General features: G+C 57.5%; 20 protein-coding genes and 1 pseudogene. 6 read left to right on the top strand and 15 right to left on the bottom strand.

All coding sequences use genetic code 11. From position 1 onward, the window contains the following. Window position 1: 1 nt before the first annotated feature. Entirely contained in the window at window positions 2-4,954 is a 4,953-nt protein-coding gene (locus tag AC4OVU_RS16155; protein WP_110292899.1) for an alpha-2-macroglobulin family protein, read from the bottom strand. Window positions 4,955-5,240: 286 nt separating this feature from the next. On the opposite strand from AC4OVU_RS16155, the gene AC4OVU_RS16160 reads away from it, so the two are divergent. From AC4OVU_RS16160 to AC4OVU_RS16175, 4 genes are all read left to right on the top strand, one after another. Next, window positions 5,241-6,785: a PTS transporter subunit EIIC gene (locus tag AC4OVU_RS16160; RefSeq protein WP_110292900.1), complete on the top strand. Its 1,545-nt coding sequence runs from the start codon at window positions 5,241-5,243 to the stop codon at window positions 6,783-6,785. Between the two features lie 12 nt (window positions 6,786-6,797). Continuing rightward, on the top strand, window positions 6,798-8,165 hold the full coding sequence (locus tag AC4OVU_RS16165) for a 6-phospho-alpha-glucosidase (protein ID WP_032671866.1): 1,368 nt from the start codon (window positions 6,798-6,800) through the stop codon (window positions 8,163-8,165). Between the two features lie 89 nt (window positions 8,166-8,254). Continuing rightward, window positions 8,255-9,100, top strand: coding sequence for a 3-mercaptopyruvate sulfurtransferase (gene sseA, locus AC4OVU_RS16170; RefSeq protein ID WP_017383536.1), 846 nt, complete (start codon window positions 8,255-8,257; stop codon window positions 9,098-9,100). Further along, on the top strand, window positions 9,100-9,870 hold the full coding sequence (locus AC4OVU_RS16175) for a MurR/RpiR family transcriptional regulator (RefSeq protein WP_017692918.1): 771 nt from the start codon (window positions 9,100-9,102) through the stop codon (window positions 9,868-9,870). Before sseA ends, AC4OVU_RS16175 begins: the two co-directional genes overlap by 1 nt. 17 nt (window positions 9,871-9,887) lie before the next feature. On the opposite strand, the gene sseB is transcribed toward AC4OVU_RS16175, so the two are convergent. From sseB to trmJ, 11 genes are all read right to left on the bottom strand, one after another. After that, window positions 9,888-10,664, bottom strand: a complete 777-nt coding sequence (gene sseB / locus AC4OVU_RS16180; RefSeq protein ID WP_023325069.1) for an enhanced serine sensitivity protein SseB — start codon at window positions 10,662-10,664, stop codon at window positions 9,888-9,890. A gap of 141 nt (window positions 10,665-10,805) precedes the next feature. Then, the gene (gene pepB, locus AC4OVU_RS16185) at window positions 10,806-12,092 is read right to left on the bottom strand and encodes an aminopeptidase PepB (RefSeq protein WP_039270192.1); all 1,287 of its coding nucleotides are present in this window, start codon (window positions 12,090-12,092) and stop codon (window positions 10,806-10,808) included. Between the two features lie 61 nt (window positions 12,093-12,153). Then, window positions 12,154-12,354 (bottom strand): Fe-S cluster assembly protein IscX, encoded by a 201-nt coding sequence (iscX, locus tag AC4OVU_RS16190; protein WP_003860650.1) that lies wholly within the window; start codon window positions 12,352-12,354, stop codon window positions 12,154-12,156. Window position 12,355: 1 nt separating this feature from the next. Next, window positions 12,356-12,691, bottom strand: coding sequence for an ISC system 2Fe-2S type ferredoxin (gene fdx / locus AC4OVU_RS16195; RefSeq protein WP_003860652.1), 336 nt, complete (start codon window positions 12,689-12,691; stop codon window positions 12,356-12,358). 1 nt (window position 12,692) lies between these two features. Next, the gene (hscA, locus tag AC4OVU_RS16200) at window positions 12,693-14,543 is read right to left on the bottom strand and encodes a Fe-S protein assembly chaperone HscA (RefSeq protein ID WP_023295152.1); all 1,851 of its coding nucleotides are present in this window, start codon (window positions 14,541-14,543) and stop codon (window positions 12,693-12,695) included. Between the two features lie 14 nt (window positions 14,544-14,557). Beyond that, window positions 14,558-15,073, bottom strand: a complete 516-nt coding sequence (gene hscB / locus AC4OVU_RS16205; RefSeq protein ID WP_110292901.1) for a co-chaperone HscB — start codon at window positions 15,071-15,073, stop codon at window positions 14,558-14,560. A 76-nt stretch (window positions 15,074-15,149) separates the two neighbouring features. Continuing rightward, window positions 15,150-15,473 carry an iron-sulfur cluster assembly protein IscA gene (gene iscA / locus AC4OVU_RS16210; protein ID WP_003860659.1) on the bottom strand — a complete coding sequence of 108 codons (324 nt, stop codon included), beginning with the start codon at window positions 15,471-15,473 and terminating at the stop codon, window positions 15,150-15,152. Window positions 15,474-15,486: 13 nt separating this feature from the next. Beyond that, window positions 15,487-15,873, bottom strand: a complete 387-nt coding sequence (iscU, locus tag AC4OVU_RS16215; RefSeq protein WP_003860661.1) for a Fe-S cluster assembly scaffold IscU — start codon at window positions 15,871-15,873, stop codon at window positions 15,487-15,489. 24 nt (window positions 15,874-15,897) lie between these two features. Then, window positions 15,898-17,112 (bottom strand): cysteine desulfurase, encoded by a 1,215-nt coding sequence (gene iscS / locus AC4OVU_RS16220; RefSeq protein WP_110292902.1) that lies wholly within the window; start codon window positions 17,110-17,112, stop codon window positions 15,898-15,900. Window positions 17,113-17,229: 117 nt separating this feature from the next. Further along, on the bottom strand, window positions 17,230-17,721 hold the full coding sequence (gene iscR, locus AC4OVU_RS16225; RefSeq protein WP_022649018.1) for a Fe-S cluster assembly transcriptional regulator IscR: 492 nt from the start codon (window positions 17,719-17,721) through the stop codon (window positions 17,230-17,232). Window positions 17,722-17,957: 236 nt separating this feature from the next. Then, the gene (gene trmJ, locus AC4OVU_RS16230) at window positions 17,958-18,683 is read right to left on the bottom strand and encodes a tRNA (cytosine(32)/uridine(32)-2'-O)-methyltransferase TrmJ (protein WP_058685888.1); all 726 of its coding nucleotides are present in this window, start codon (window positions 18,681-18,683) and stop codon (window positions 17,958-17,960) included. Window positions 18,684-18,815: 132 nt separating this feature from the next. On the opposite strand from trmJ, the gene suhB reads away from it, so the two are divergent. Beyond that, on the top strand, window positions 18,816-19,619 hold the full coding sequence (gene suhB / locus AC4OVU_RS16235) for an inositol-1-monophosphatase (RefSeq protein WP_003860668.1): 804 nt from the start codon (window positions 18,816-18,818) through the stop codon (window positions 19,617-19,619). Between the two features lie 61 nt (window positions 19,620-19,680). On the opposite strand, the gene AC4OVU_RS16240 is transcribed toward suhB, so the two are convergent. After that, on the bottom strand, window positions 19,681-20,661 hold the full coding sequence (locus AC4OVU_RS16240; RefSeq protein ID WP_017692914.1) for a nickel/cobalt transporter: 981 nt from the start codon (window positions 20,659-20,661) through the stop codon (window positions 19,681-19,683). After that, the gene (locus AC4OVU_RS16245) at window positions 20,652-21,290 is read right to left on the bottom strand and encodes a DUF1007 family protein (RefSeq protein WP_110292904.1); all 639 of its coding nucleotides are present in this window, start codon (window positions 21,288-21,290) and stop codon (window positions 20,652-20,654) included. Before AC4OVU_RS16245 ends, AC4OVU_RS16240 begins: the two co-directional genes overlap by 10 nt. A gap of 125 nt (window positions 21,291-21,415) precedes the next feature. Here AC4OVU_RS16245 and csiE point away from each other — a divergent pair, with 125 nt between their 5' ends. After that, window positions 21,416-22,693, top strand: coding sequence for a stationary phase inducible protein CsiE (gene csiE, locus AC4OVU_RS16250; protein ID WP_032649100.1), 1,278 nt, complete (start codon window positions 21,416-21,418; stop codon window positions 22,691-22,693). On the opposite strand, the pseudogene AC4OVU_RS16255 reads toward csiE, so the two are convergent. Continuing rightward, a pseudogene (locus AC4OVU_RS16255) lies at window positions 22,694-23,871 on the bottom strand (3-phenylpropionate MFS transporter). Between the last annotated feature and the right edge of the window lie 129 nt (window positions 23,872-24,000).

Below are 24,000 nucleotides of genomic sequence, written 5' to 3' on the forward strand. Positions count from 1 at the left end.
CTTACGGAACAACGATCAGCGGGCCACTGGCCGCCCCCGTTGCCCGCCACTGCGGAACATACATGGACTCGACCATCGGAACAGGCACCTGATAGGTTCCCGGCGTAACGGCACGGGCCAGGTAAACCAGCGTGACCGGCTGACCTTCATTGACCGGCACCGCGGCCACAAAGCGATCGTCGCGGAATTCCATGTGCTGAATATCAGACTGTTGCATCTGATTCAGCAGGTTTTGCACTTCACTGCCGCTGTCCTGCAAGCTGGCGCTGCTGCTCGCCAGATTCTGGTTTTCCAGCTCCAGACCTGCCGGGAGCAGATCCACCACCAGCGCATCCGGCACGTTCTGGCTGGCCTTCACCTCCAGCCATACCAGAACCAGTTCACCGCTCTTCAGAGAAGAGAGCGACTTGCTGCTGCCGTCTGTCGCCAGGATATGACGTTCAATCTGCAAGACATTAGAGGATGGCTGAGGCGCGTACTCCGGATAGCCAGTCGTGTCCAGTCGTACCCACAGCGGCGTAGTGCCGGTATTCGTCACCTGCAAGGCATCAAGCTGGTCGCCGTTCAGGTTTTCTACCTGCGCTTTATCACTGCTCTGGGTCTGTTCAGAGAGGCTGGTCGTTGCCGTCCACGCGCCTGACAAGGTTTGCAGTGAACGTCCGGCCATGAACAGCGCATTGCTCTCCTGGGTAGACAGCCAGCGCTGGCTGAACGCGTCTTCAGATAAAGCGTTCAGCAGCCTGTTTTGCGCATCCGGCATCAGCTTGTACTCTTCAAGCAGGGAGAGCATCAGGGCATTATCACGCAGCTGGCTGCCGTAATCCGCCATCCAGTTTCGGCTGTCGTTACGGGGAGTTTTGAGAGCCAGATCCAGCGCCTGCTGGCTGCGCGGTGCATCCCCCATCAGTTTGAGTGCCATGCCCAGCTGCATCAACGGAAGCCCGGAAGCAGCCTGAGCGTGGCGCTCCCAGATTTCACGCAGCGCACCGAGCGGCGCTTTTTGCTGACGAGCCAGCACCAGCGAAGCGTACGCCTGAACAGCAAATTTGCTGGCCTGGGTGTCGTCGCTGTAGCGGATGGACATCATCCCCGGATCCTGTAAATAGCGCAGCAGTCGGCTGTTGGCGTTATTCACTGCCTCGGCAGGCACGCTGTAACCCTGCTCCCCTGCCCGCACCAGGAAGTCCGTGACATAGGCGGTCAGCCAGTACTCTTCCGGGCCGTTTTTATCCCACAAGGCAAAACCGCCATCGTCACGCTGCATTTGCAGCAGACGGGAGATCCCGATATCAATGGCCGCACGGCGTTTATCGTCGGTATCGCCTTTAATACCCAGTGCCTTAAGTTGTGCCGCGTTGGTGTAAAGCGACGGGAACAGGCCGCTGGTGGTCTGCTCAAGACATCCATACGGATAGGCCTGAAGTTCACGAATGTAGCGCGCCAGATTTAAAGGTGGTTTACCGCTGAGCAACAGCTGCCCCTGTAGCGTGGCAGGCGAGAAACCGTTGATATGCTGTGCTGGTGCACTCCAGGATTCGCCAGGGTTCAGCATCGTGCCCGTATTCACCGTTTGCGCCGGGAATGCGGGACGCACGCCAATTTTCCAGCTCTTCTGCTGCGGCGCAAACGTCTCACCAGGGAGCTGAAGCCCCGACACCTGAGCAGTCACTTCACCATTACCATAGCCTTCCAGGGCGCGCACCGGAATAAACAGGGTGCTACGTGCGCCAGGCGGCAGCTTAACCGGCTCTGGCTGAGCACCTTCGAGCGACAACTTACCGGTTGCGGTTAACGCAATGTTCACCGTTTGCGGCTGGTCCGTCAGGTTAGTCAGGTCCAGCGTCAGGCGAGAGGTATCGCCACTTGCGAGGAATCGCGGCGTGTTAAGCTCGGTGATAATCGGAGCCGCCACAATGATTTTACTTTTGCTGCTGCCGAAATCGTCTTCCGTCCAGGCCTGCGCCATCAGACGCAGTTCGCCGTTGAAATCGCCAATCGGCAGCGTGATGGTGCCTTCGCCGTTGGCATCAAGCGTAACCGGCTGCGCCTGCTGGGCAATAATGGTGACATGGTTCACCGGTGGCTTACCGCCGCGTTTCAGTTCATCGCCGTCTCCGCCAAAGCGCAGTGCGGCCAGACGTCCCTGACCTTCAATCACCTGGCCGTAAACATCATAGATGTCCGCGCCATAGCGCTTCTGGCCGAAGAAAGCTTCCCACGGATCCGGTGTGACGTAGTCGGTAATGTTCAGCACGCCGCTATCGACAGCCGAGACCAGCACGTTCACCTTCTGTGGCACAGCCCCCTCTTTTACGCTGGCTTTCACTTTCACAGAAAGCGTCTGGTTCGGACGCATTTTTTGCGGGTTATCCAGTGCGATGGCCAGGCGACGATTTTCGTCCCCCATTGGCAGATGCAGCAGGCCAACCGCCCGTTTTGGCGTGGCGGATTTGGATTTATCGCCAGGACGAACCACCAGCGTGCTGAGGTAGAGATCGTGACGTTTCCAGTCCTTATCCACCGGAATGGCGAGATCCAGACCGTTTGCTGGCACGTCGATCTCTTTCCACCACAGCGGTCCTTCGCTGGATTCAATCATTGCATAGCCCTTGCCTGCGGCCGGCGCTGCAATATGCAGGTTGATGGTATCGCCTGGCTGATAGGATGGCTTGTCCAGTTTCAGCGTCACACGATCCGGGCGAGCAGCGCCCGTGCCATCGCTGTTATCCTGCCAGCTGTACCCCGCCCAGAAGCGCACGCTGCTGACCATGTCATCAGGGGCTTTCACTTCCAGACGGTATGAGCCCCACTCCACCGGGAAGGTGACTTTACCGGTTTCATCGGCCTTGAGGTTTAGCTCCTGCTCGCCCTCAACCAGATCTTTTTGATCAAACTGAGACTGCCAGCCCTCACTCTCGGACCAGTTCCAGAAGTAGTCGCGACGCTCACGGATCAGACGCACCTGCAAACCGGATACCGCTTTTTTCGCCCCACTGGCATCGGCATAGACGATGTCAAAGCTGGCGTTGCCGTTTTCATCGACAATCGGCTGATTGACGGTGGTATCGGTACGGTAGTCGTAAACGGCCTTGCTGGCGAACTGTGGGCGGATCCCCGGAAGTTCAGCCGCTGGCCAGATAGCCTGCTCGGCGCGTCGCGTTACCGGACGCCCACCTGATTCCAGCAGGCTGGCCTGCAAAATCAGTTGCAGCGGCGAGTGCGCCTCTTTCCACTGGCTTTCGGTGGTAACCTGCCCACGCCCCTGTTCGTCCAGCGTAAGCTGCACTTCATCCAGACTACGGCTCAGGTTCTCCTCGGCAATATCACCGAACTGGAAGCCAGGCAGCGCAGGCACCGCGTCACGTAGCGGACGCAGGAAAAGCTGGCCTTGCAGAGAATTACCGTTAGCCGGCGCGCCATACAGGTAATAGCCAGCAACGTTAAAGTCGACATTATCCTGCGGGGAAACCGGCGTTTTTTGCCCGGTCAGATTCAGCGCCATACGCTCAGGCATAAAATCTTCGACGTGGAAATCCCACATGCGCTGCTGGTTATCGCCCGTATTCGCGCGAATATGCCACATGCCGGTCTGGGCGCCGCTATCGAGCGGAAAGTTGAAGCGATAAAGGCCGTTCTCAGGTTGCACAACGACCGTACGCGCCACCTGTCCGTCCGGGCGCAGCACGTCAAGTTTTACCGGCTGATCGGGAAGCGGTTTGCCATCGCTGTCGCGAAGCAGGCCGTTCAGGATCACCGTTTCACCCGGACGATAGAGATCGCGCGGGCCAAACATAAAGAACTGTTTGCTGTAACCCGGGTTACCGGCGATATCAAACTCCGCCAGATCCAGCGCCGGAAGTTTGAGGTCGAGAAGCGTCGTCTGGCCATCTTTACTGGCCAGGATCAGCGCGGCTTCTTTATCGGTTTCCAGTTTCGCATGACCATCGGCGTCGCTGTTCGCCTCGGCCAGGGTCTGCCCTTTATCGTTCAGAAGGGTAATGGCCACACCTGACTGCGCCGCACCGTCTTCAAGACTCTGGGTGAAGATGTCCAGGCGGTTATGATAACGGTGAGCGGACAGCCCAATATCACTTAAGGTAAAGAGCGTCGCGGCGTTACTGTAGTTATAGTGACCAGCCTGATTCATCACGGCGATATAGACGCCAGACTGCTGGAGCGGCTTAATATCTTTGAGCGGCAGGAGCAGTTTTTCACGCGTATTGCGCGCCGGGTTGAGGTCGAAACGGCCGGTGTAGACCAGTTCCGCCATCTTCAGCAGGTTGTCAGATTCCCAGTTGGTCAGCGAGTTACGGTACTCCCACTGGCTGACAAACGAGGCCAGCGACTCCGGCTTCACGCGATAGAAGTTCACATCCACATTGTTGACGTTGAGCGCCATCACCGGCAACCCTTCCACCACCTTACCCGGCAGCAGCGATCCGCGGCTGGCGAATCCGACCGTCGGTTCAACATCCCGGGTGGTGATCGCTTTTTCATAGTCGATGCCAAATGTCGCTTTGTTCAGCGCCAGCAAATTACGTTCGACGGTGACGACCAGATTACGATTCGGCTCCAGATGGCGCAGGCGCAGCTCTTTCAGATTGGGGGCCAGTTCCCAGGCGCCGTCCACTTTGCCGCTTTTTTTATCCACCACATGCACCGTTTTCGCAAAATCCTGGCTGGGATCCAGCGGTACAGAGAAGGTCAGAACCAGCGTCGCAGCGCCGTCGAGTTGCACTTCAGAGGCATCCAGCAGCGTCAACGCCTTGCCCTGACTCTGCGCGGCCAGCTTAGCCAGCTTTTCAGGATCCGGTTTTGCCGGGGTTTTCTGTTCTGATGCAGTAGACGCTGCGGGGGCAGCGGCCTGAGGTTTGTCGTCGCTGTTATCACAGCCGACAAGCGTAAAGGTGGTGAGCAGCGCGAGAGAGATCGCAGCTAAGCGAAACGGTTTCATCCTGTGTCCCTGGCCTGAGGGGCCTGTTGGTCATCGTCCGGATAAGTATTATCCGCAAGTTTCGTTAATACAAAAAGTCCAATTTTATAATCTGGAAAGCACCTCGCAGAATGGCATCACGCAGCCAAACCGTGATGGAACGGCGATCACAGCGCATAACGTAACATGTTACCTTTTGCGTCATTTGTTTTTAAAACAAGAAGATAGCTGGATAAGCTCGCATCAGGCCTGCTAGTTTTATGACCATGACGCACCCCGAGTGCGCGGTTCAATAAGAGAGAAAGCCATGAAACGAGCCGTGAACGCCCTACAAAATTTCGGAAAATCACTTTACGGACCTGTACTTATCTTACCCATCGTCGGTCTGTTTATCGCCTTCGGGAATGTACTGGGTAACGGCAATCTGGCCGAGTACCTGCCGTTTCTCGGCCACCCGCTGATCCAGAGTGTCGGCCAGCTGATCGCCAAATCTGCCGTGTCGGTGCTGGTCAACCTGGCGCTGGTGTTTGCCGTCGGGATCCCCATTGGACTGGCAACACGAGACAAAGGCTACGCGGCGCTGATTGGGCTGGTGACCTTTATCGTATTCATTAACGCGATGAACGTGACGTTACAGCTTCAGGGAGAACTGGCCCCTGCGGAACAGATGAAAGCCGCCGGACAAAGCATGGTGCTGGGCGTCCAGGTGCTGGAGATGGGCGTTTTCGCCGGGATCCTGACCGGGGCGCTCTCCGGTTATCTGTACAACAAATATTCCGGTGTCCAGTTTAACGGCGCGATGGCGATTTACTCCGGCCACTGCTTTGTCGCGATTGTGATGCTGCCTGTCTCTATGCTGCTCGGCGTGGTCATGAGCGAACTCTGGCCGTACGCACAGCATGGAATAAGCGCTCTGGCGCTGGCGATCAAAGGGTCCGGTCCGTTTGGCGTAGCGATCTACGGTTTCCTTGAACGCATTCTGGTGCCGACGGGCCTGCATCATCTGGTCTATACGCCGTTCCTGTATACCGAACTGGGCGGTACGCAGGAGGTGTGTGGCGCAACCTATCAGGGCGCGCGCAATATCTACTTCGCCGAGATGGCCTGCCCGGACGTGAAGCAGCTCAGCAGTACCGTGGTGTGGGATGCGCGCGGCATCAGCAAGATGTTCGGCCTTCCTGCCGCCGCGCTGGCGATGTACATGACCGCGAAGCCAGAGCGTAAAGCGATTGCGAAAGCGATTCTGATCCCGGCGGCGCTGACCTCGCTGCTGGTCGGCGTAACCGAGCCGATTGAATTCTCCTTCCTGTTCGTCGCCCCGCTGCTGTTCGTGGTGCATGCGGTGCTGACCGGCATCGGCATGATGCTGTTCTCGCTGTTTGGCGTTCACGCCATCGGCGCCAACGGGATTATCGATTTCATCCTCTACAACCTGCCGCTCGGCACGGAGAAGTCCAACTGGCCCATGTACATCGTGGTCGGGCTGATCATGTTCGCCCTTTATTTCGTGGTATTCCGCTTCCTGATCCTGCGCTTCAACATGAAAACGCCGGGGCGTGAAGATGAGGACCAGGAGACACGCCTTTACAACAAGCAGGAGTACCAGGCGAAGGGCAATAACGACGAGCTGGGCGAATCCATCGTGGTGGGTCTGGGCGGTCGGGAAAATATAGAGGTAGTGGATAACTGCTACACCCGCTTACGCGTCACGGTGAAGGACGTCGACATCATCGACGAACCGCGCCTGAAAGCGACCGGCGCGAAAGGGGTTATCAAACAAGGTAACAACGTTCAGGTGGTCTACGGGCTGCATGTCAAAAAAATGCGAGAAGCCGTTGAGACGTTTCTCTGAAAGGAGCTAAAGATGTTTACATCCCCATTTATTCTGTCGATTGCCGGCGGCGGTAGCACCTACACGCCAGGTATTGTGAAAAGCCTGATGGTACGTCTGCATGATTTCCCTCTGGCAGAGATCCGCCTGTATGACATTGACGAGGCGCGCCAGAACACCATTGCGCCCGTGGTGGAGAAGGTTATTCGCGACCACAGCCAGAGCATCAAATTCACCGTCACCAGCGATCCGGAAGTGGCCTTCAGCGGCGCGCATTTTGTTTTTGCCCAGATGCGCGTCGGACAGTACAAAATGCGCGAGCAGGATGAAAAGATCCCGCTGCGCCACGGGGTGGTCGGCCAGGAAACCTGCGGACCCGGCGGGCTGGCATATGGCCTGCGTACGATCCTGCCGATGGTAGAGCTGATCGATCGGGTGGAACGCTACGCGCACGAAAAGGCGTGGATCGTGAACTACTCCAACCCGGCGGCGATTGTCGCTGAGGGCGTGCGTCGCCTGCGCCCCAACGCACGCGTGCTGAACATCTGCGATATGCCGGTTGCCGCGATGCGCAATATGGGCGCCATTCTGGGCGTGGATCGCCATAAACTGGAGGTGGACTATTTTGGCCTCAACCATTTCGGCTGGTTTACCCGCGTGCGGGTGGACGGCGAGGACAAGCTGCCGGAGCTGCGTAAACATATCGCGAAGTTTGGCCTGCTGACGGAAGATGCCGCGAAAACCGACCCGCAGCACTCGGATCCGTCGTGGGTGAAAACCTGGCGCAACATCAAGCCGATTATGGATAACTTCCCGGAGTACCTGCCGAACCCGTATCTACAGTACTACCTGATGCCAAACCAGATTGTGGAGCATCAGAACCCTGACTATACCCGCGCCAACGAAGTGATGAACGGGCGTGAGAAAAAGCTGTTTGCCGCCGCCGAAGAGTACCAGCGCACCGGAATTTTACCGGACGCCTTCCACGTAGGTGTTCACGGCGAATTTATCGTCGATGTCGCCTGCTCACTGGCGTTCAACCTGCGCCAACGCCATCTGGTGATGGTGGAAAACCGCGGGGCGATTACCAACCTGCCGTACGATGCGGTGGTGGAAGTGCCTGCCTATATCACCTCCGAAGGGCCGGAGCCTGTCCGCGTGGGTCAAGTGCCGCTGTTCCACCAGACGCTCCTGCAACAGCAGCTGGCCTCTGAACAGCTGCTGGTTGAGGCAACCATCGAAGGCAGCTACGAGAAAGCGTTGCAGGCGTTTACTCTGAACCGCACCGTGCCGACCATGGAGCACGCGAAAGCGATTCTGGATGAGATGATCGAAGCCAACCGCGACTACTGGCCTGCGCTGCAAAAGGCCTGGCAGGACGGTGAAGCGGTGAAAAAATAGGGGCTTGCTCGCGAGTTGAACGTGGTTAGCTTGTCGGTGTCAGAAAAAACACCGACAATCCTTTTTTACGGAAAAGAATGGAGGCAACCATGTCCACCTCATATTTTGTCGCTGCCGACTGGCTGATTGAGCACGGCGACGACCCGGAAGTTCAGATTATCGACGCGCGCATGGCCCCTCCGGGCCAGGAGCATCGTGACGTTCCCGCTGAATACCGTGCAGGGCACCTGCCTGGCGCGGTATTTTTTGATATCGAAGCCCTCTCCGATCACACCTCTCCCCTGCCGCACATGCTGCCTCGCCCGGAAGCGTTTTCCGTGGCGATGCGCGAGCTGGGCATCAGCAAAGATAAACATCTTGTTGTTTACGATGAAGGTAATCTGTTTTCCGCGCCGCGAGCGTGGTGGATGCTGAAAAACTTCGGCGTGGAAAAGGTATCGATTCTGGCGGGCGGACTTGCAGGCTGGAAGCGCGACGAACTACCGCTTCAGCAGGGTGACGTCACGCTGCCGGAAGGGGAATTTGATGCCACGTTTGACGCTAACGTGGTCAAGCGCCTGACCGACGTGCTGGTCGTGAGCCACGAAAACACGGCGCAAATCGTCGATGCGCGTCCCGCTCCACGTTTCAACGCAGAAGCGGACGAGCCGCGTCCGGGACTGAAACGCGGACATATCCCGGGGGCGCTGAACGTACCGTGGGGCGATCTGGTGTTTGAAGGCGAGCTGAAAACCACCGATGAATTGCGTGCCATTTTTGAACGTCAGGGCGTGGATTTGCATCGTCCGGTTATTGCCAGCTGCGGCTCCGGCGTGACGGCCTGCGTGGTGATCCTGGCGCTGGCAACCCTTGGCGCGAATGACGTGACTCTGTACGACGGCGCCTGGAGTGAATGGGGTGCACGGGACGATCTGCCGGTTGAACCGGCGAAATAATGGATAACCGCCTGGCAACGCTGTTAACGCGCGGATCGTCGCTGACCCGCGCGGAGTATCGCGTCCTCGCCCACCTCACTGAGCATCCATTGCTGGTGGGCAACATCACGGTGCGCGAGCTGGCGCAGGCGACATTTGTCTCTACCGCGACGATTATGCGGCTGTGTCAGAAGCTGGGGTTTAGCGGCTTTAGCGAGTTTATCTGGCACTGCAAGCAGTTGCTTTCTGACACGCCGCATATCACCGTACAGCCTGAGCAACATGCGGAAATGCCCGGGCTTTTTACCCGGTTCGTTGCCAACTATCAGCAGACCTTCCAGTGGGTCACTCAGGACAAACGCCAGCAGTTTGCCAGCCTGCTGCGCCAGAAAGAGAGCTTCTTTCTCTACGGCGCCGGGTTTTCGTACCTTTTTGCCGAGTACCTGACCAAGAAGTTGCAGGTGCTGGGAAAAACGGCGTTCATCTCCGGGCCGGGAGACAGCCGGAATATTTTTCTCAGCAACGCCGCGCGCTATCAGGTGTTTATTGCCGTTTCACGCAGCGGCGAAACGGAGCAGGTACTGGATAAAGCGCGGATCGCCAAAAACGTCGGCATGACGATCGTCGCGTTTACCCGCGCGTCGGCCAATACGCTGGCGGGTATGGCGGACGTGCATTTTGCCCTCTATGACGAAGCGGTACATTTCGCCGCCGAAGCCGCAGGGGTAACGTCGTTTGAGTCGAATCTGGTGCTGCTGATGGATTTACTGCTGCTGGAAGCAACGGGGTGAAGGTCACCCCGCCGTAATCAGATAATGCGGTTGGTCTTGAGATCGCGCAGGAAGCCGCCCCAGCGACGCTCGTAGAACGGGGTGATGTGCTCGGTAATAAAGTGGCTGATCCCCTTCTCACCTTTCTTCACCTGACAGATATCAATCGGCTCATCGCCCGGCAGGGTGTCGGTTGCCACGCTTCCCGCTGCCTGGATGATCTCGTCGATATCGCCGTCGGCCTCAATCCCTATCAGCAGAACAGGCTTTTCGTCAGCGCTCTCTTTGATGGAGCAGAGAAACGCGCGTTTTACCGGCTTGATGGTTTTAAACAGCGTGGTCAGGGAGTCAATCATCTGCGCGGGCGGCTCGGCCACTTCAGACAGCAGCAGCGTTTCGCCCCCTTCCAGCACCTCCTGAGTGCTGAGCGGGTTGCCCTCGTCACCAATCAGGTGGCTGATTTCGCGCGGAGTAAACTCTTTCCCGGTCGGCAGTTTGGCGTTGAGGAACAGCGTCTGCCCCAGGGTCATTTCGAACAACGTGCGCACCGGCATCACCACGAACGCCTGTTCGTCTTCTACCGCTTCCTGCAAGGCCTCGAGCGAAGTAAAGAACGGGATCACCGAGGTGCCGTCGTCTTTCTCCCAGTGCAGCAGATCCAGCGCGCTGTCTTCGACAACCTGCTCCCCTTCCGCCGCGGTGCCCGGCACCCAGACGGTGGATTCCAGCAGCGTGCGGAAAAAGGCCGGACGGTGGGCGGGTTCGGTCGCCGCCTGCTCCAGCAGGGTTTCTAATTCGTTTTTGGTTTCTGACATAGTTTGGCTACTTCAAAAAACGCCGGGTGGCGCTTCGCTTACCCGGCCTACAAAACCGTAGGCCCGTGCAAGCGCAGCGCCGCCGGGCAATATGATGACTCCGAAGGCGCGCGTAAGCGTAGCGCTACCCGGCAAAAAAGATCACTCAGCCGTCAGCAGGTTCGCCACGGTACGCACGCCCAGACCGGTCGCACCCGCAGACCACTGCTCAACCGCCGCTTTACGGTAGGTTGCGGAGCAGTCAATGTGCAGCCAGCCTTCATGGTAGTTCTCAACGAAGTGAGACAGGAAGCCTGCTGCGGTGCTTGCCCCCGCCGGGTACGCTGCGTTCGCGGTGTTGTTCAGCTCGGCGAAGTTGGACGGCAGCTGGCTGCGGTGGAACTCGGCCAGCGGCAGACGCCAGAACGGTTCGTTTTCCGCCGCCGCGCTGGCCAGCAGGCGATCGGCCAGCTTGTCGTCGAAGCTGAACAGGGCGTGATAGTCGTTACCCAGCGCCGTTTTCGCCGCGCCGGTCAGGGTTGCCATGTCGATAATCAGCTCCGGCTTCTGCGCAGAGGCGTCGATCAGGCCATCGGCCAGCACCAGACGGCCTTCGGCGTCGGTGTTCATCACCTCAACGTTTTTACCGTTGCGGTAGCGAATGATGTCGCCCAGCTTGAAGGCGTTGCCGCTCACCATGTTGTCCGCGCAGCACAGGTAGAGCTTCACGCGCTTGTTCAGGCCACGGGTGATGGCGAACGCCAGCGCGCCGGTGATGGTGGCCGCACCGCCCATGTCGGACTTCATGGAGTCCATGAACGCGCTCTGCTTCAGGCTGTAGCCGCCGGTGTCGAAAGTGATGCCTTTTCCGACCAGACAGGCAAAGACCGGCGCTTCTTTATCGCCGGTTGGGTTGTAATCCAGCGCCAGCAGGACCGGAGGACGCTCGGAGCCACGGCCCACGGTGTGGATGCCCATGTAGTTCTGCTCGCGCAGGTCTTCACCTTTGGTGATGCGGTAAGACATCTTGTCGCCCGCCACGCCGCACAGCAGGTCGACGGCGCGCTGCGCCAGCTGCTCAGGGCCTAACTCTTCCGCCGGGGCGTTGATGGTGTCGCGCACCCAGTCGATAATTTGCAGGCGGCTTTCCAGCTCTTTCTGACTGGCTTCGTCGAGGTTCGCCCACTCGATTTTGCGGGTGCCTTTCGGGCCTTTGTAGCCTGCCCAGAACGCCCAGCTGCGGTCGGTGTCCCAGCCTTCGCCTTCCAGCGACACATGCTTAATGCCAAGGCCGTCAATTTTACGCGCGGCGCGCTGGATCAGGCCCAAATCATCATTGCCCGTCAGGTGCAGGGTAATACCGTCGTTGTTGATGCTGTAGGTGGCTTTTTCGCCCCAGCGTGAGTCGGCTGGCTGCGTGGAGAGCGTAATCTTCATCGCTTCGGTCATTTTATTTATCCTTATTAGCAACTAGCAAACGGGCCGCCTGAAGGCAGCCCGTTTATGTTATCTATTCTGCTTCATCTAACCAGACTAACAGAATCGCCTCCAGAATTTTTTCATTGGATGCGTTTGGATCGTCGTCAAAATCTTCCAGATCGCAAATCCACTGATGCATATCGGTGAATCGTACGGTCTTCGGATCGAGATCCGGGTTCGCGTCGTAGAGCGCCTCGCCGATTTCACGGCTGTCTGTCCACTTCAGTCCCATATCAATGCTCGCGTGCGTGGTTGATGGTGTAACGTGGGAACTCTACGACCAGATCTTCATCGGTCACCGCGGCCTGGCAGCTTAAGCGGCTGTCGGGCTCCAGACCCCATGCTTTGTCCAGCATGTCGTCTTCGTCTTCGGTGCTCTCTGCAAGCGAGTCGAAACCTTCACGCACGATGCAGTGGCACGTTGTGCAGGCACAGGATTTTTCACAGGCGTGTTCCACTTCGATACCTGCACGCAGGGCTACATCGAGAATGGTTTCACCGGTCTTCGCTTCCAGAACAGCGCCATCCGGACAGAGGTCCGCATGAGGCAAAATTACAATCTTTGGCATATTAAACCTCGTCCACGGACTGGCCTTTCAGCGCGACGCGGACAGATTTGTCCATGCGGCGAGCAGCGAAGTCCTGGGTTTGTTTATCAACGTTTTTAATGGCTTCTTCTATTGCGTCAGCGTCATTGCCTTCGGCGACTGCGCTTAAGCGCGCGGCAGCGTCGTCAATCATCTGGCGCTCAGCGGCGCTTAACAGCGCGGCATCGGCAGCGAGTGCGCCGTTCAGGCTTTCCAGCACGCGTGCGGCTTCCACTTTTTGTTCGGCCAGCATACGCGCCTTCACATCCTGCTCGGCGTAGCTCATTGAGTCCTGAATCATGGAGGCGATTTCGCCATCGGTCAGGCCGTAGGACGGCTTCACCTGGATGGACGATTCCACGCCGGTGGATTTTTCCATCGCCGTGACGCTCAGCAGGCCGTCCGCATCCACCTGGAAAGTGACGCGAATATGCGCCCCGCCCGCCGGCAACGCCGGAATGCCGCGCAGCGCAAAGCGCGCCAGAGAGCGGCAGTCCTGCACCAGCTCGCGTTCGCCCTGCATCACGTGGATGGACATCGCGGTCTGGCCGTCTTTGAAGGTAGTAAACTCCTGCGCGCGCGCCACCGGAATGGTGGTGTTACGCGGAATGACTTTCTCCACCAGGCCGCCCATGGTTTCTAAACCCAGAGACAGCGGGATGACGTCCAGCAGCAGCATTTCGCTGTCCGGCTTGTTGCCGACCAGGATATCGGCCTGGATAGCGGCGCCCACGGCAACCACTTTGTCCGGGTCGATAGAGGTCAGCGGCGTGCGGCCAAAGAATTCGCCCACGCGCTCGCGCACCAGCGGCACGCGGGTTGAGCCGCCAACCATGACCACTTCCAGCACCTCGCTGGCCTCCACGCCCGCATCTTTCAATGCGCGACGGCAGGCCAGCAGGGTACGCTTAACCAGAGGCGCGATCAGTTCGCTGAACTGATTGCGGGTGATCTCACCCTGCCAGCCCGCAACGTTAACCGTGACCGATTGCGCGTCGCTCAGGGCGATTTTGGCGTCGATGGCAGCATCCAGCAGTTCACGCTGTACGCGCGCATCGCTGCGATCGCTGATGCCCGCCTGCTCGCGGATGTAGTCTGCCAGCAGATGGTCGAAGTCATCGCCGCCGAGCGCGGAATCCCCGCCGGTCGCCAGCACTTCGAACACGCCGCGGCTCAGGCGCAGGATTGAAATATCAAACGTCCCGCCGCCGAGATCGTAAACCGCAATCACCCCTTCCTGACCGGAATCGAGGCCGTAGGCAATGGCCGCCGCCGTCGGTTCGTTCAGCAGACGCAGCACATGCAGGCCCGCCAGACGCGCGGCGTCTTTGGTGCCCTGACGCTGTGCATCGTCGAAGTAGGCCGGAACGGTGATTACCACGCCGTCCAGATCGCCGCCAAGCGTCGCCGTGGCGCGCGCCGCCAGCGCTTTGAGGATGTCAGCGGAAACGCGAATCGGGTTCAGCAGACCGGCAGACGTCGCGATCATCGGCAGGCCGTTTTCGCTGGCCTGTAGCTGATACGGCAGATGCGGGTAACGGGTCTGGATATCAGCCAGCGAGCGGCCCATCATGCGCTTAACCGAGCTGATGGTGTTGGCCGGATCGCGTGCGGCATTAGCGCGGGCATCAAACCCGACCGCGTGACCCTGCTGCTGGTAGTGGACCACGGAAGGCAGCAGATGGCGCCCCTGCTCGTCAGCCAGCGTTTCCGCCTGGCCGCTACGCACGGTCGCCACGAGAGAATTGGTGGTGCCCAGGTCAATACCGACCGCCAGACGACGCTGGTGCGGTGCGGCGCTTAAGCCAGGCTCACTAATTTGTAATAAGGCCATAATTGCTTCCGAAATTAAAAATCGAGCAGCTTTTCTTCGAGTTGTTCAGCACTGCTTCGCAGTTTATCGAGAAAACGGAGTTTGCGCACAGTGTCTGCCGCCACGTCCCAGGTCTCGTTGTTCAGTTGCTCCACCATCTGCTGATGGCGGGTATCGAACATGCCCTTTACGCGCGTGATAAAGCTTTCCAGGCGTGCTTCGTCTTTAGCCTGTTCAATTTCATCCAGCTCTTCGCGCAGCTCCAGCTGTTCCATCAGAAAGGCGGTGTCGCGCACGGTATGCTGTTCGCTCGCCAGATCGAAACCGTGAAGCGAGAGCAGATATTCTGCACGCGCCAGCGGATGACGCAGCGTTTGCCAGGCCTGGTTGATGGTTGCGGAGTGTGATACCGCAGCCAGATGCTCTGCCTGCGTCCCGCTGGCGAATTTATCCGGATGGTACTGACGCTGGAGATCCTGAAAACGGACCGTCAGCGCCTGGAGATCGATCGGGTATTGAGCGGGTAGTCCGAAGAGAGTGAAGTAATCCATAACAATCTCAGGGGTAGCCTGTTAGAACAAACCCCACGCGTAGCAAAGCCACGGTGGGGTTTCGGATGACGCGCGGTTAAACGTGGAAGCTTTCGCCGCAACCACACTCGTCTTTGACGTTCGGGTTCGTGAATTTGAACCCTTCGTTCAGGCCTTCTTTTACGAAGTCCAGCTGAGTGCCGTTGAGGAATTGCAGGCTTTTGCCATCGACCACCACCTTCACGCCCTTGTCTTCAAACACGGTGTCATCAGACGCCGGTTCGTCAACAAACTCCAGTACGTAAGCCATACCAGAACAGCCGGAGGTACGTACGCCCAGTCGCAGGCCAAAGCCTTTACCACGGTTCGCCAGAAAAGAGCTTACTCGCGCGGCAGCGCTGTCGCTAAGGGTAATCGACATACTCAAACCTCAATTATTTTGCTTCACGTTTGCTTTTGTAATCCGCAATGGCGGCTTTGATCGCGTCTTCTGCCAGAATTGAGCAGTGAATTTTCACCGGCGGCAGTTCGAGTTCTTCAGCAATATCCGTGTTCTTGATTGCCTGTGCTTCGTCCAGAGACTTGCCCTTCACCCATTCGGTGACCAGGGAGCTGGAAGCGATAGCAGAACCGCAGCCGTAGGTCTTGAAGCGCGCGTCTTCAATGATACCTTCATTGTTGACTTTAATCTGCAACTTCATCACGTCGCCACATGCCGGTGCACCGACCATGCCGCTACCGACAGATTCATCGCTGTTGTCAAAAGAGCCAACGTTGCGCGGGTTCTCGTAATGATCGATAACTTTTTCGCTGTATGCCATGATTGAATTCTCCTTATGTACCGATTAGTGATGTGACCATTCAATGCTGTTCAGATCCACGCCCTGCTTGAACATTTCCCACAGTGGAGAAAGGTCGCGCAGACGGCCAATGGAGTTACGAACCAGTTTGATGGTGTAGTCAATCTCTTCTTCGGTAGTAAAACGACCTAAAGAGAAACGGATAGAGCTGTGTGCCAGCTCGTCAGTCATACCCAGCGCGCGCAGCACGTAGGATGGCTCCAGGCTTGCAGACGTACAGGCAGAACCGGAAGAAACCGCCAGGTCTTTCAGCGCCATGATCAGCGACTCGCCTTCAACATAGTTGAAGCTGATGTTGAGGATGTTTGGCGCGCCCTGCTCGAGATCGCCGTTCAGATACACTTCTTCCATATCTTTCACGCCGTCCCACAGACGGTTACGCAGCGTACGCAGGCGTGCCATCTCGGTTTCCATCTCTTCTTTCGCGATGCGATACGCTTCGCCCATGCCCACGATCTGGTGTACAGGCAGCGTACCGGAACGCATGCCGCGCTCGTGACCACCGCCGTGCATCTGTGCTTCGATGCGGATACGTGGCTTACGACGAACGTACAGCGCGCCGATACCTTTCGGACCATAGATTTTGTGACCGGAGAAGGACATCAGGTCCACTTTCAGCTGGCTCAGGTCGATAGGCAGTTTGCCCACGCTCTGGGTCGCATCCACGTGGTAGATGATGCCGCGCGCACGGCACATTTCGCCGATGGTTGCGATGTCCTGCACAACGCCGATTTCGTTGTTAACGTGCATGATGGAAACCAGAATGGTGTCATCACGCATGGCCGCTTCGAGCTCTTTCAGGTCGATGATCCCGTTGCTCTGCGGCGCCAGGTAAGTCACTTCGAACCCTTCACGCTCCAGCTGACGGCAGGTGTCCAGCACGGCTTTGTGTTCGGTTTTGCTGGTGATAATGTGCTTGCCTTTTTTCTGATAAAAGTTGGCAGCACCTTTGATCGCCAGGTTGTCGGATTCGGTCGCGCCGGAGGTGAAAACAATTTCACGCGGATCGGCACCAACCAGGTCAGCAATCTGATTACGGGCGATATCAACCGCCTCTTCAGCATGCCAGCCAAAACGGTGAGAACGGGAAGCTGGGTTACCAAAGTTTCCGTCCAGGGTCAGACACTGCATCATTTTCTCGGCAACACGCGGGTCCACCGGCGTGGTTGCGGAGTAATCGAGATAAATCGGTAATTTCATTGCTCTATAAACTCCGTACATCGCTTCAATGCAAGGAATCAGGCAACCGGCTGGATGTACGACCGAGTACGCGGGGTGTGACCACCCCGGCCTGATTCTGAATACTTATCTTTTTAATTACGCGCGCAGTTTAACGTCGATGGCGTCCTGCGAACGGGTGCTGCGCTGTGAATCCTGACTATGCTGACGACCAGAGACATCCAGAACTTCCTGGTTATTAACCAGTTCACCCAGGGTGATGTTGTTCAGGAAGCCGGTCAGACGGTCGCTCAGATCGCGCCACAGCGCGTGGGTCAGGCATTTATCGCCGCCCTGACAGCCGCCTTTACCCTGGCAACGGGTCGCGTCAACGGATTCGTCAACCGCGCTAATCACTTCGCCAACCGCAATACTGCCCGCGTCTTTACCCAGCAGATAACCGCCGCCCGGGCCACGAACGCTGGACACCAGTCCATTTTTACGCAGTCTGGAGAACAGCTGTTCCAGGTAAGAGAGGGAGATCCCTTGTCGTTCAGAAATATCAGCCAACGGAACCGGGCCCGCTTCGGAGTTGAGCGCAACGTCCAGCATCGCGGTCACGGCATAACGCCCTTTAGATGTCAGTCTCATGTCTTACTTAACCTCAAACTCGCCCCTGCCCGGGGTTTTTTATTGTAAAATGGGGGTATTGCATAGCAGGGCCAAGTCTGACATTCCTGACTAAATTGGTCAACTATTTACTTGACTGTTTTAGTCAGGTATTTAACCTTCTGTGCCGTTTTTTTTGCCCGGCGGCGCTGCGCTTGCAGGGGCCTACGGGCTTTGTAGGTCGGGTAAGCGCAGCGCCACCCGGCGAACAGACGACACTATTCCTTATTCTTCTGCTCAATCGACGCCAGAATCCCGCGCAGGATGTTCAGCTCCTGGCTTTCCGGGCGCGCGCGCGTGAACATACGGCGCAGCTTGTTCATCACCTGGCCTGGATGGCCTTCACGGATAAAGCCGGTAGCGAGCAGCGTCTGCTCCAGATGACCGTAGAAGCGCTCGAGGTCGTCCACCAGCGGGTAGGCCGTCTCTTCTTTAGGTTCGACCGGTTTCTCCTGCGTCGCCAGCCATGCCATGCGCACTTCATAGGCAATCACCTGCACCGCCATCGCCAGATTCAGCGAGCTGTATTCCGGGTTGGCGGCAATCGCCACGTGATAGTGGCACTTCTGTAATTCCTCGTTGGTCAGGCCAACACGTTCACGGCCAAACACCAGCGCAACCGGCGCCTGTTCCGCTTCTGAGATGCTTTTCAGGCCGCATTCGCGCGGGTCCAGCATCGGCCAGGGCAGCGTACGGGAGCGCGCGCTGGTCCCCACCACCAGGCTGCAACCGGCCAGGGCTTCATCCAGGGTGTCCACGATCTGCGCATTCCCGATCACGTCGCTGGCGCCGGCCGCCAGAGCAATAGCCTGAGAGTCTGGTTTCACCAGCGGATTCACCAGCCACAGGTTCGTTAAGCCCATGGTTTTCATAGCGCGGGCCACAGAGCCCATGTTGCCGGTGTGCGATGTTTCGACCAGCACGATTCGAATGTTTTGCAGCATAATTTTTAAATGTCTGGATTCAGTGTCTGAAGAATATTCGGGCATATTATCATAAACGAGAGACATAATCCGATCCCGCTGCTATACTCTGCGCCGATTTTCCTGTTCTTTAACATCCAGTGAGAGAGACCGATGCATCCGATGCTGACCATCGCCGTGCGCGCAGCGCGCAAGGCGGGTAATGTAATTGCCAAACACTACGAAACCCCAGACTCCGTAGAAACCAGCCAGAAAGGCAGCAATGATTTCGTGACGAACGTAGATAAAGCCGCAGAAGCGATTATTATCGAAACGATCCGCAAATCTTACCCGCAGCACACCATCATCACCGAAGAAAGCGGTGAACATGAAGGTACCGATCAGGATGTTCAATGGGTTATCGATCCACTGGATGGCACCACCAACTTCGTCAAACGCCTGCCACACTTCTCTGTGTCTATCGCAGTACGCATCAAAGGCCGTACTGAAGTCGCCGTTGTTTACGATCCAATGCGTAACGAACTGTTCACCGCGACCCGCGGTCAGGGCGCGCAGCTGAACGGCTACCGTCTGCGTTGCAGCAATGCACGCGATCTGGACGGCACGATTCTGGCGACCGGCTTCCCGTTCAAGGCGAAGCAGCACGCAACCACTTATATGAATATCCTGGGCAAGCTGTTCACCGAATGCGCGGACTTCCGTCGCACCGGCTCTGCTGCACTGGATCTGGCCTACGTCGCGACCGGCCGCGTTGACGGTTACTTTGAGCTGTCTCTGAAGCCGTGGGACTTCGCGGCGGGCGAGCTGATCGCTCGTGAAGCTGGCGCGATTGTTTGCGACTTCACCGGCGGCCATAACTATATGTCTACCGGCAACATCGTTGCAGGTAACCCGCGCGTTGTTAAAGCCATGCTGGCAAACATGCGTGATGAACTGAGCGATGCGCTGAAGCGTTAATTCAGTCTGTTAAGCCCGGTGGCGCTACGTTTACCGGGCTTACAACACGCCTCAGATACGGCTAGAAAGGCCGCAACCCCCTTCCCACCGGCACCGCGCTCATCCACATCGTAACCGCAGCCACCAGCAGAATCACCCCGCCCGCCAGCGCAAGCGTTGTCCAGCCAACCTGTCGCCACAATACCGGCGTTTTATTGCCGCTGAGTTTTACCGCCAGCTGACGGAAGCTGTGCACCAGCAGGGCTAACGAAGAGATCGTCAGAGACGTTCCCGCCGCCATCGCCAGCGCCGAGAGCATGCCCCAGCCAAATACGCCTGTCACTTTGCTGAACAACAGCACCATGATTGCGCCCGAGCACGGACGCATCCCCATTGAGAGAACAATCATCAGGCGCGCACGCCAGTCCTCACTGTTCTGTAATTGTTCCTGCGTCGGCAGATGCTGATGCCCGCACCCGCAGTTTTCATGGTGAACGTGATGCGGTGTAAAGGATTTGAATTTTGGTTTTCGCAGCAACGCGCGCAATTTTTTCAGCGCCCGCCAGCAGAGGATCAGCCCCAGCACGCCTACCAGCGCGTAACTCCCCTTCTCCAGCCAGAAGCTGCTCATATGCAGCTGGCGGGCCGGCAGCTGTAGCAGCGAAAGGACGACCACGACCAGCGCAATCGCCACACCGCCCTGAAGTAAAGAAGAAGCCAGCGTCAGGCCGATACTCGATTTCAGCTTCGACGGATGCGTGGCAAGCCAGGTCGTGATGACGATTTTGCCGTGCCCCGGTCCCAGGGCATGCAGCACGCCATAGATAAAGCTGAACGCCAGAAGAGCGCCGCCCGCTTTGGTCGGATTTTCCGCCACGGCTTTCAGCAGACCGCTCATCTGCTGATTAACTTCCCGCTGCCAGAGGATGCTTTTCATCATCACCTGCGGCCATGCCTGCCACAGCCAGAGCGCGCCGCCAACCGCTAACAACAAAAAGAGCGCCAGAGGCCAGAGGTGCAGCCAGCGACGCGGCTTACTGACGGGAGAGGAGATCACTGACATTGTAACGTCACCTCCTGCGCAAACTGTTTACCTAACTCCATGTCTTCGGGGGGCGCATCCTCTTTATCAAGAGAAACGGCAAAGTTCAGCATCTCTTCGCTGGGTTTCGGGGTGTGCACGGCAATTTTGCAGATTTTTTGCAAATTTTCCGGCAACTGCACGTCGCTGTCCTGGGCGTAATGCATATCGACATAGTAGGTTGGGTCAAACGTGGAAAACGTGTACTTCTGCCCGGCCAACGGTTGAGGGTGCGCCAGCGGAAGGATAAAGGTCAGCACCGCCTGATGTCCGTCGCGGGTCATACCGTACACCGTGGGACGGTTGAGAAATTTCACCTTTTGTCCGTTGTGCCAGAACTCGGTGAAGTAGTGCTGACCCAGCACGTTGGCCATCACTTCCGCCGCCAGCTTTTTCCAGATCTCATCGCCGGGCTTTGCGTTTCCGGCATCGTACAGCAGGTCGGCGGAGGTGATTTCATCCATCGTCCAGCGCATTTTCAGGCCGCTGAGCTGCGTGCCGTCCGTCACCAGTTCGGTTTTCAGGCTGATAAAACTGTGAGGATGTGCGCCGGCGGCAAAAGTGAAAACCGCCAAAAATAACGCTACCGCGCTTTGTTTAACTATTTGCATCTGTTCCTCACGTCAAAAATTCTGTGATGTTCGCCAGCAATCCTGAGTGAAAGGCCTGCCGGTGCGCTTTTCAGCGCCCATCCTTTAGCTATTCTTATCAAACATTCACACTGGATACCCGACAGATGATGACGACGCTTGAAATTCCATCTGTGCTTTCCAGTTCGCAGCGCCGCTGCCAGGTGCTTTTGATGCTTTACCTGCCCGATGCTGCCGTCACCGCACAGAGCATAATCGCTGCCAACGGCGTGGACGACGTCATGGCACGGCAAGATATAGCCGAGACGCGCGATGAAATCCAGCGCTATCATCGGCTTGATATTGTCACGCACCATGATGGCTGCTACCGCATTGAGGGGTCCGCCCTGAATCAACGTTTGTGCCTGCTGCACTGGCTGCGCAGGGCGCTTCGGCTCTGTCCACATTTTGTCGCCCAACAGTTTACCCCTGCCTTAAAAACCGCGCTTAAACAGCACGGCATTGCCCGCCCGCTTTATGACGATGCGAACCTTCGGGCGCTTATCAACTTTTGTGCGCGCAAGCTTCAGCGCCAGTTTGAGTCCCGCGACGTACAGTTTTTACAGCTTTATCTGCAATATTGTCTGATTCAGCATCATCTGGGCAATACGCCAGAATTTTCGCCCGTTCAGCGCAGCTGGACGCAGTCCCGAGGGGAATACTTTACGGCGCAGGAAATTGTCCGCCACTGGAAACGGCGCGTCCCGCAGGGAACGCACAGCGATGAACAGCTGTTCCTGGCGCTGCTGTTTATGATGCTTCGCACACCCGACCCGGTGATGGATAAACACCAGCAGGATCAGCGCCTGCGTCGCGCCATCGTGCGTATGATTGCCCGTTTCCGGGCACAAACCGGGATGAACTTCAGCGATGAGCAAGGGCTGACCGATCAGCTTTATATTCATCTGGCTCAGGCGCTGGACCGCTCCTTATTTGACATCGGCATCGACAACAGCCTGCCGGAAGAGATCCACCGTTTATACCCCCGGCTGCTGCGCACCACTAAAGAGGCGCTGTTTGAGCTGGAAGCCGAATTTGGTCTGCGATTCTCCGGTGAAGAGATGGCTCTGGTGGCGGTGATTTTTGGTGCCTGGCTGATGCAAGAGACCGACCTGCATGAAAAACAGGTGGTCCTGTTAACGGGGGAAGATAAAGCCTGCGAAGCGTTAATTGAGCAGCAGCTTCGCGAGCTGACGCTGCTGCCGCTCAATATTCGTTATCTTAGCCTGGAGGCGTTTAAGAAGGAGGGCGCCCCCCGCGAGGCGGCGCTGGTCATTACGCCTTATCCAACCGCCTTGCCGCTGTTCTCGCCGCCGCTCATTCATGCCGTTGAGGCCCTGAACACGCAGCAGCAGGAACATATTCGCGTTATGCTCGAATCATAGTTACGAGCGAGCAGCCACCTTTGGGCGGATGACGATGGCAGGTAAAGCGACCAGCGCCATCACCCAGAACACACCGTGCCCCAGGTGCTGATAGAGGAAACCGGCAAATACGGTCATCACCGCAATACTGCCGCCCATCGCCACCGCTGAATAGACCGCCTGAAGACGAATAACGTCCCCACCCTCTCGCGCCGCGATGTAGCGCATCGCCGCCAGATGGCACACGGTGAAGGTTCCGCAGTGCAGAATTTGCGCCACAATCAGCCACGGCAGCTCAGTCGTCCAGCCCATGATGCCCCAGCGCACCACGCCGCAAACGGCGGAAAGCAGCAGCAGGTCACGCGCCCCGAAACGACGGAAAAGTTTTTGGCTCAGCGCGAAGATAATGACCTCCGCCACCACGCCGAGCGACCACAGGTAGCCTACCGCAGAAGCCGAGTAGCCCGCCCCCTGCCAGTAGATGGCGCTGAAGCCGAGTAGCCCGCCCCCTGCCAGTAGATGGCGCTGAAGCCGTAATAGGCCGCATGTGCCCCCTGGAGCAGACAGACGCAGGCCAGGAAACGCCAGCTTTGCGCCACCAGCGAGCGCCAGGCGGGCCAGCCGGCGCTCTCCTGATGGCGGCTTTCGCCCTGCGGCATCACCGACGGACGCAGCAACATACCGAGCAGCATCGAGGCGATGCCGAGCGTTAACAGCGCCAGAATGGCACGATAGTCATAGAGACTGACCAGTTTCCCGACCAGCGCAGAGCCGATCACGAAGGCAATCGATCCCCACAGGCGCACGCGGCCATAGTCCATGGTGATCTGCTTTTGCCAGGTGTTCGCCAGGGCATCCGTCAGCGGCACCAGCGGGGAGAAGAACAGATTAAAGCCAACCATTACCACCATCAGCCAGGCAAACTGATGGCTGACCCAGAAGCAGGCCGCAAAGACCAGCGTCAGCAGGGCCAGAATTCGCACCGCTTTAATCAGTAAGGAGGGATCGCTGACGCGGGGCGCAATCAGCAGGCTACCCAGGAAACGTGCCACCAGCCCCGCGCCCAGCAGGATGCCAATGGTCTCAGGCGTCAGACCAATTCCCTTGAGCCAGACGCTCCAGAAAGGCAAAAAAATACCGTAACTAAAGAAATAGGTGAAATAGCTGAGCGCCAGCCAGCGCGTGGAATGCAAGACCATGAATCCCTCCCGAAATGGAGGCGATAGTCTGGCGTTAATCCCTGATTTTAGCAAGTCGTTAGCGCGCTATAAATTAACGATAAATTAACATCATGGACAGCCGGTCGGCGTATGGCGAGAGCGGCAAAA

The organism is Enterobacter sp. 6722112, assembly GCF_058661685.1.

Coding starts and splice junctions, on each gene's coding strand:
- sseB (WP_023325069.1), bottom strand. CDS start 10,664: ATGTCAGAAACCAAAAACGAATTAGAAACCCTGCTGGAGCAGGCGGCG.
- AC4OVU_RS16160 (WP_110292900.1), top strand. CDS start 5,241: ATGAAACGAGCCGTGAACGCCCTACAAAATTTCGGAAAATCACTTTAC.
- fdx (WP_003860652.1), bottom strand. CDS start 12,691: ATGCCAAAGATTGTAATTTTGCCTCATGCGGACCTCTGTCCGGATGGC.
- trmJ (WP_058685888.1), bottom strand. CDS start 18,683: ATGCTGCAAAACATTCGAATCGTGCTGGTCGAAACATCGCACACCGGC.
- hscA (WP_023295152.1), bottom strand. CDS start 14,543: ATGGCCTTATTACAAATTAGTGAGCCTGGCTTAAGCGCCGCACCGCAC.
- iscU (WP_003860661.1), bottom strand. CDS start 15,873: ATGGCATACAGCGAAAAAGTTATCGATCATTACGAGAACCCGCGCAAC.
- pepB (WP_039270192.1), bottom strand. CDS start 12,092: ATGACCGAAGCGATGAAGATTACGCTCTCCACGCAGCCAGCCGACTCA.
- AC4OVU_RS16165 (WP_032671866.1), top strand. CDS start 6,798: ATGTTTACATCCCCATTTATTCTGTCGATTGCCGGCGGCGGTAGCACC.
- suhB (WP_003860668.1), top strand. CDS start 18,816: ATGCATCCGATGCTGACCATCGCCGTGCGCGCAGCGCGCAAGGCGGGT.
- iscR (WP_022649018.1), bottom strand. CDS start 17,721: ATGAGACTGACATCTAAAGGGCGTTATGCCGTGACCGCGATGCTGGAC.
- iscA (WP_003860659.1), bottom strand. CDS start 15,473: ATGTCGATTACCCTTAGCGACAGCGCTGCCGCGCGAGTAAGCTCTTTT.
- iscS (WP_110292902.1), bottom strand. CDS start 17,112: ATGAAATTACCGATTTATCTCGATTACTCCGCAACCACGCCGGTGGAC.
- sseA (WP_017383536.1), top strand. CDS start 8,255: ATGTCCACCTCATATTTTGTCGCTGCCGACTGGCTGATTGAGCACGGC.
- AC4OVU_RS16240 (WP_017692914.1), bottom strand. CDS start 20,661: ATGTCAGTGATCTCCTCTCCCGTCAGTAAGCCGCGTCGCTGGCTGCAC.
- AC4OVU_RS16155 (WP_110292899.1), bottom strand. CDS start 4,954: ATGAAACCGTTTCGCTTAGCTGCGATCTCTCTCGCGCTGCTCACCACC.
- hscB (WP_110292901.1), bottom strand. CDS start 15,073: ATGGATTACTTCACTCTCTTCGGACTACCCGCTCAATACCCGATCGAT.
- AC4OVU_RS16175 (WP_017692918.1), top strand. CDS start 9,100: ATGGATAACCGCCTGGCAACGCTGTTAACGCGCGGATCGTCGCTGACC.
- csiE (WP_032649100.1), top strand. CDS start 21,416: ATGATGACGACGCTTGAAATTCCATCTGTGCTTTCCAGTTCGCAGCGC.
- iscX (WP_003860650.1), bottom strand. CDS start 12,354: ATGGGACTGAAGTGGACAGACAGCCGTGAAATCGGCGAGGCGCTCTAC.
- AC4OVU_RS16245 (WP_110292904.1), bottom strand. CDS start 21,290: ATGCAAATAGTTAAACAAAGCGCGGTAGCGTTATTTTTGGCGGTTTTC.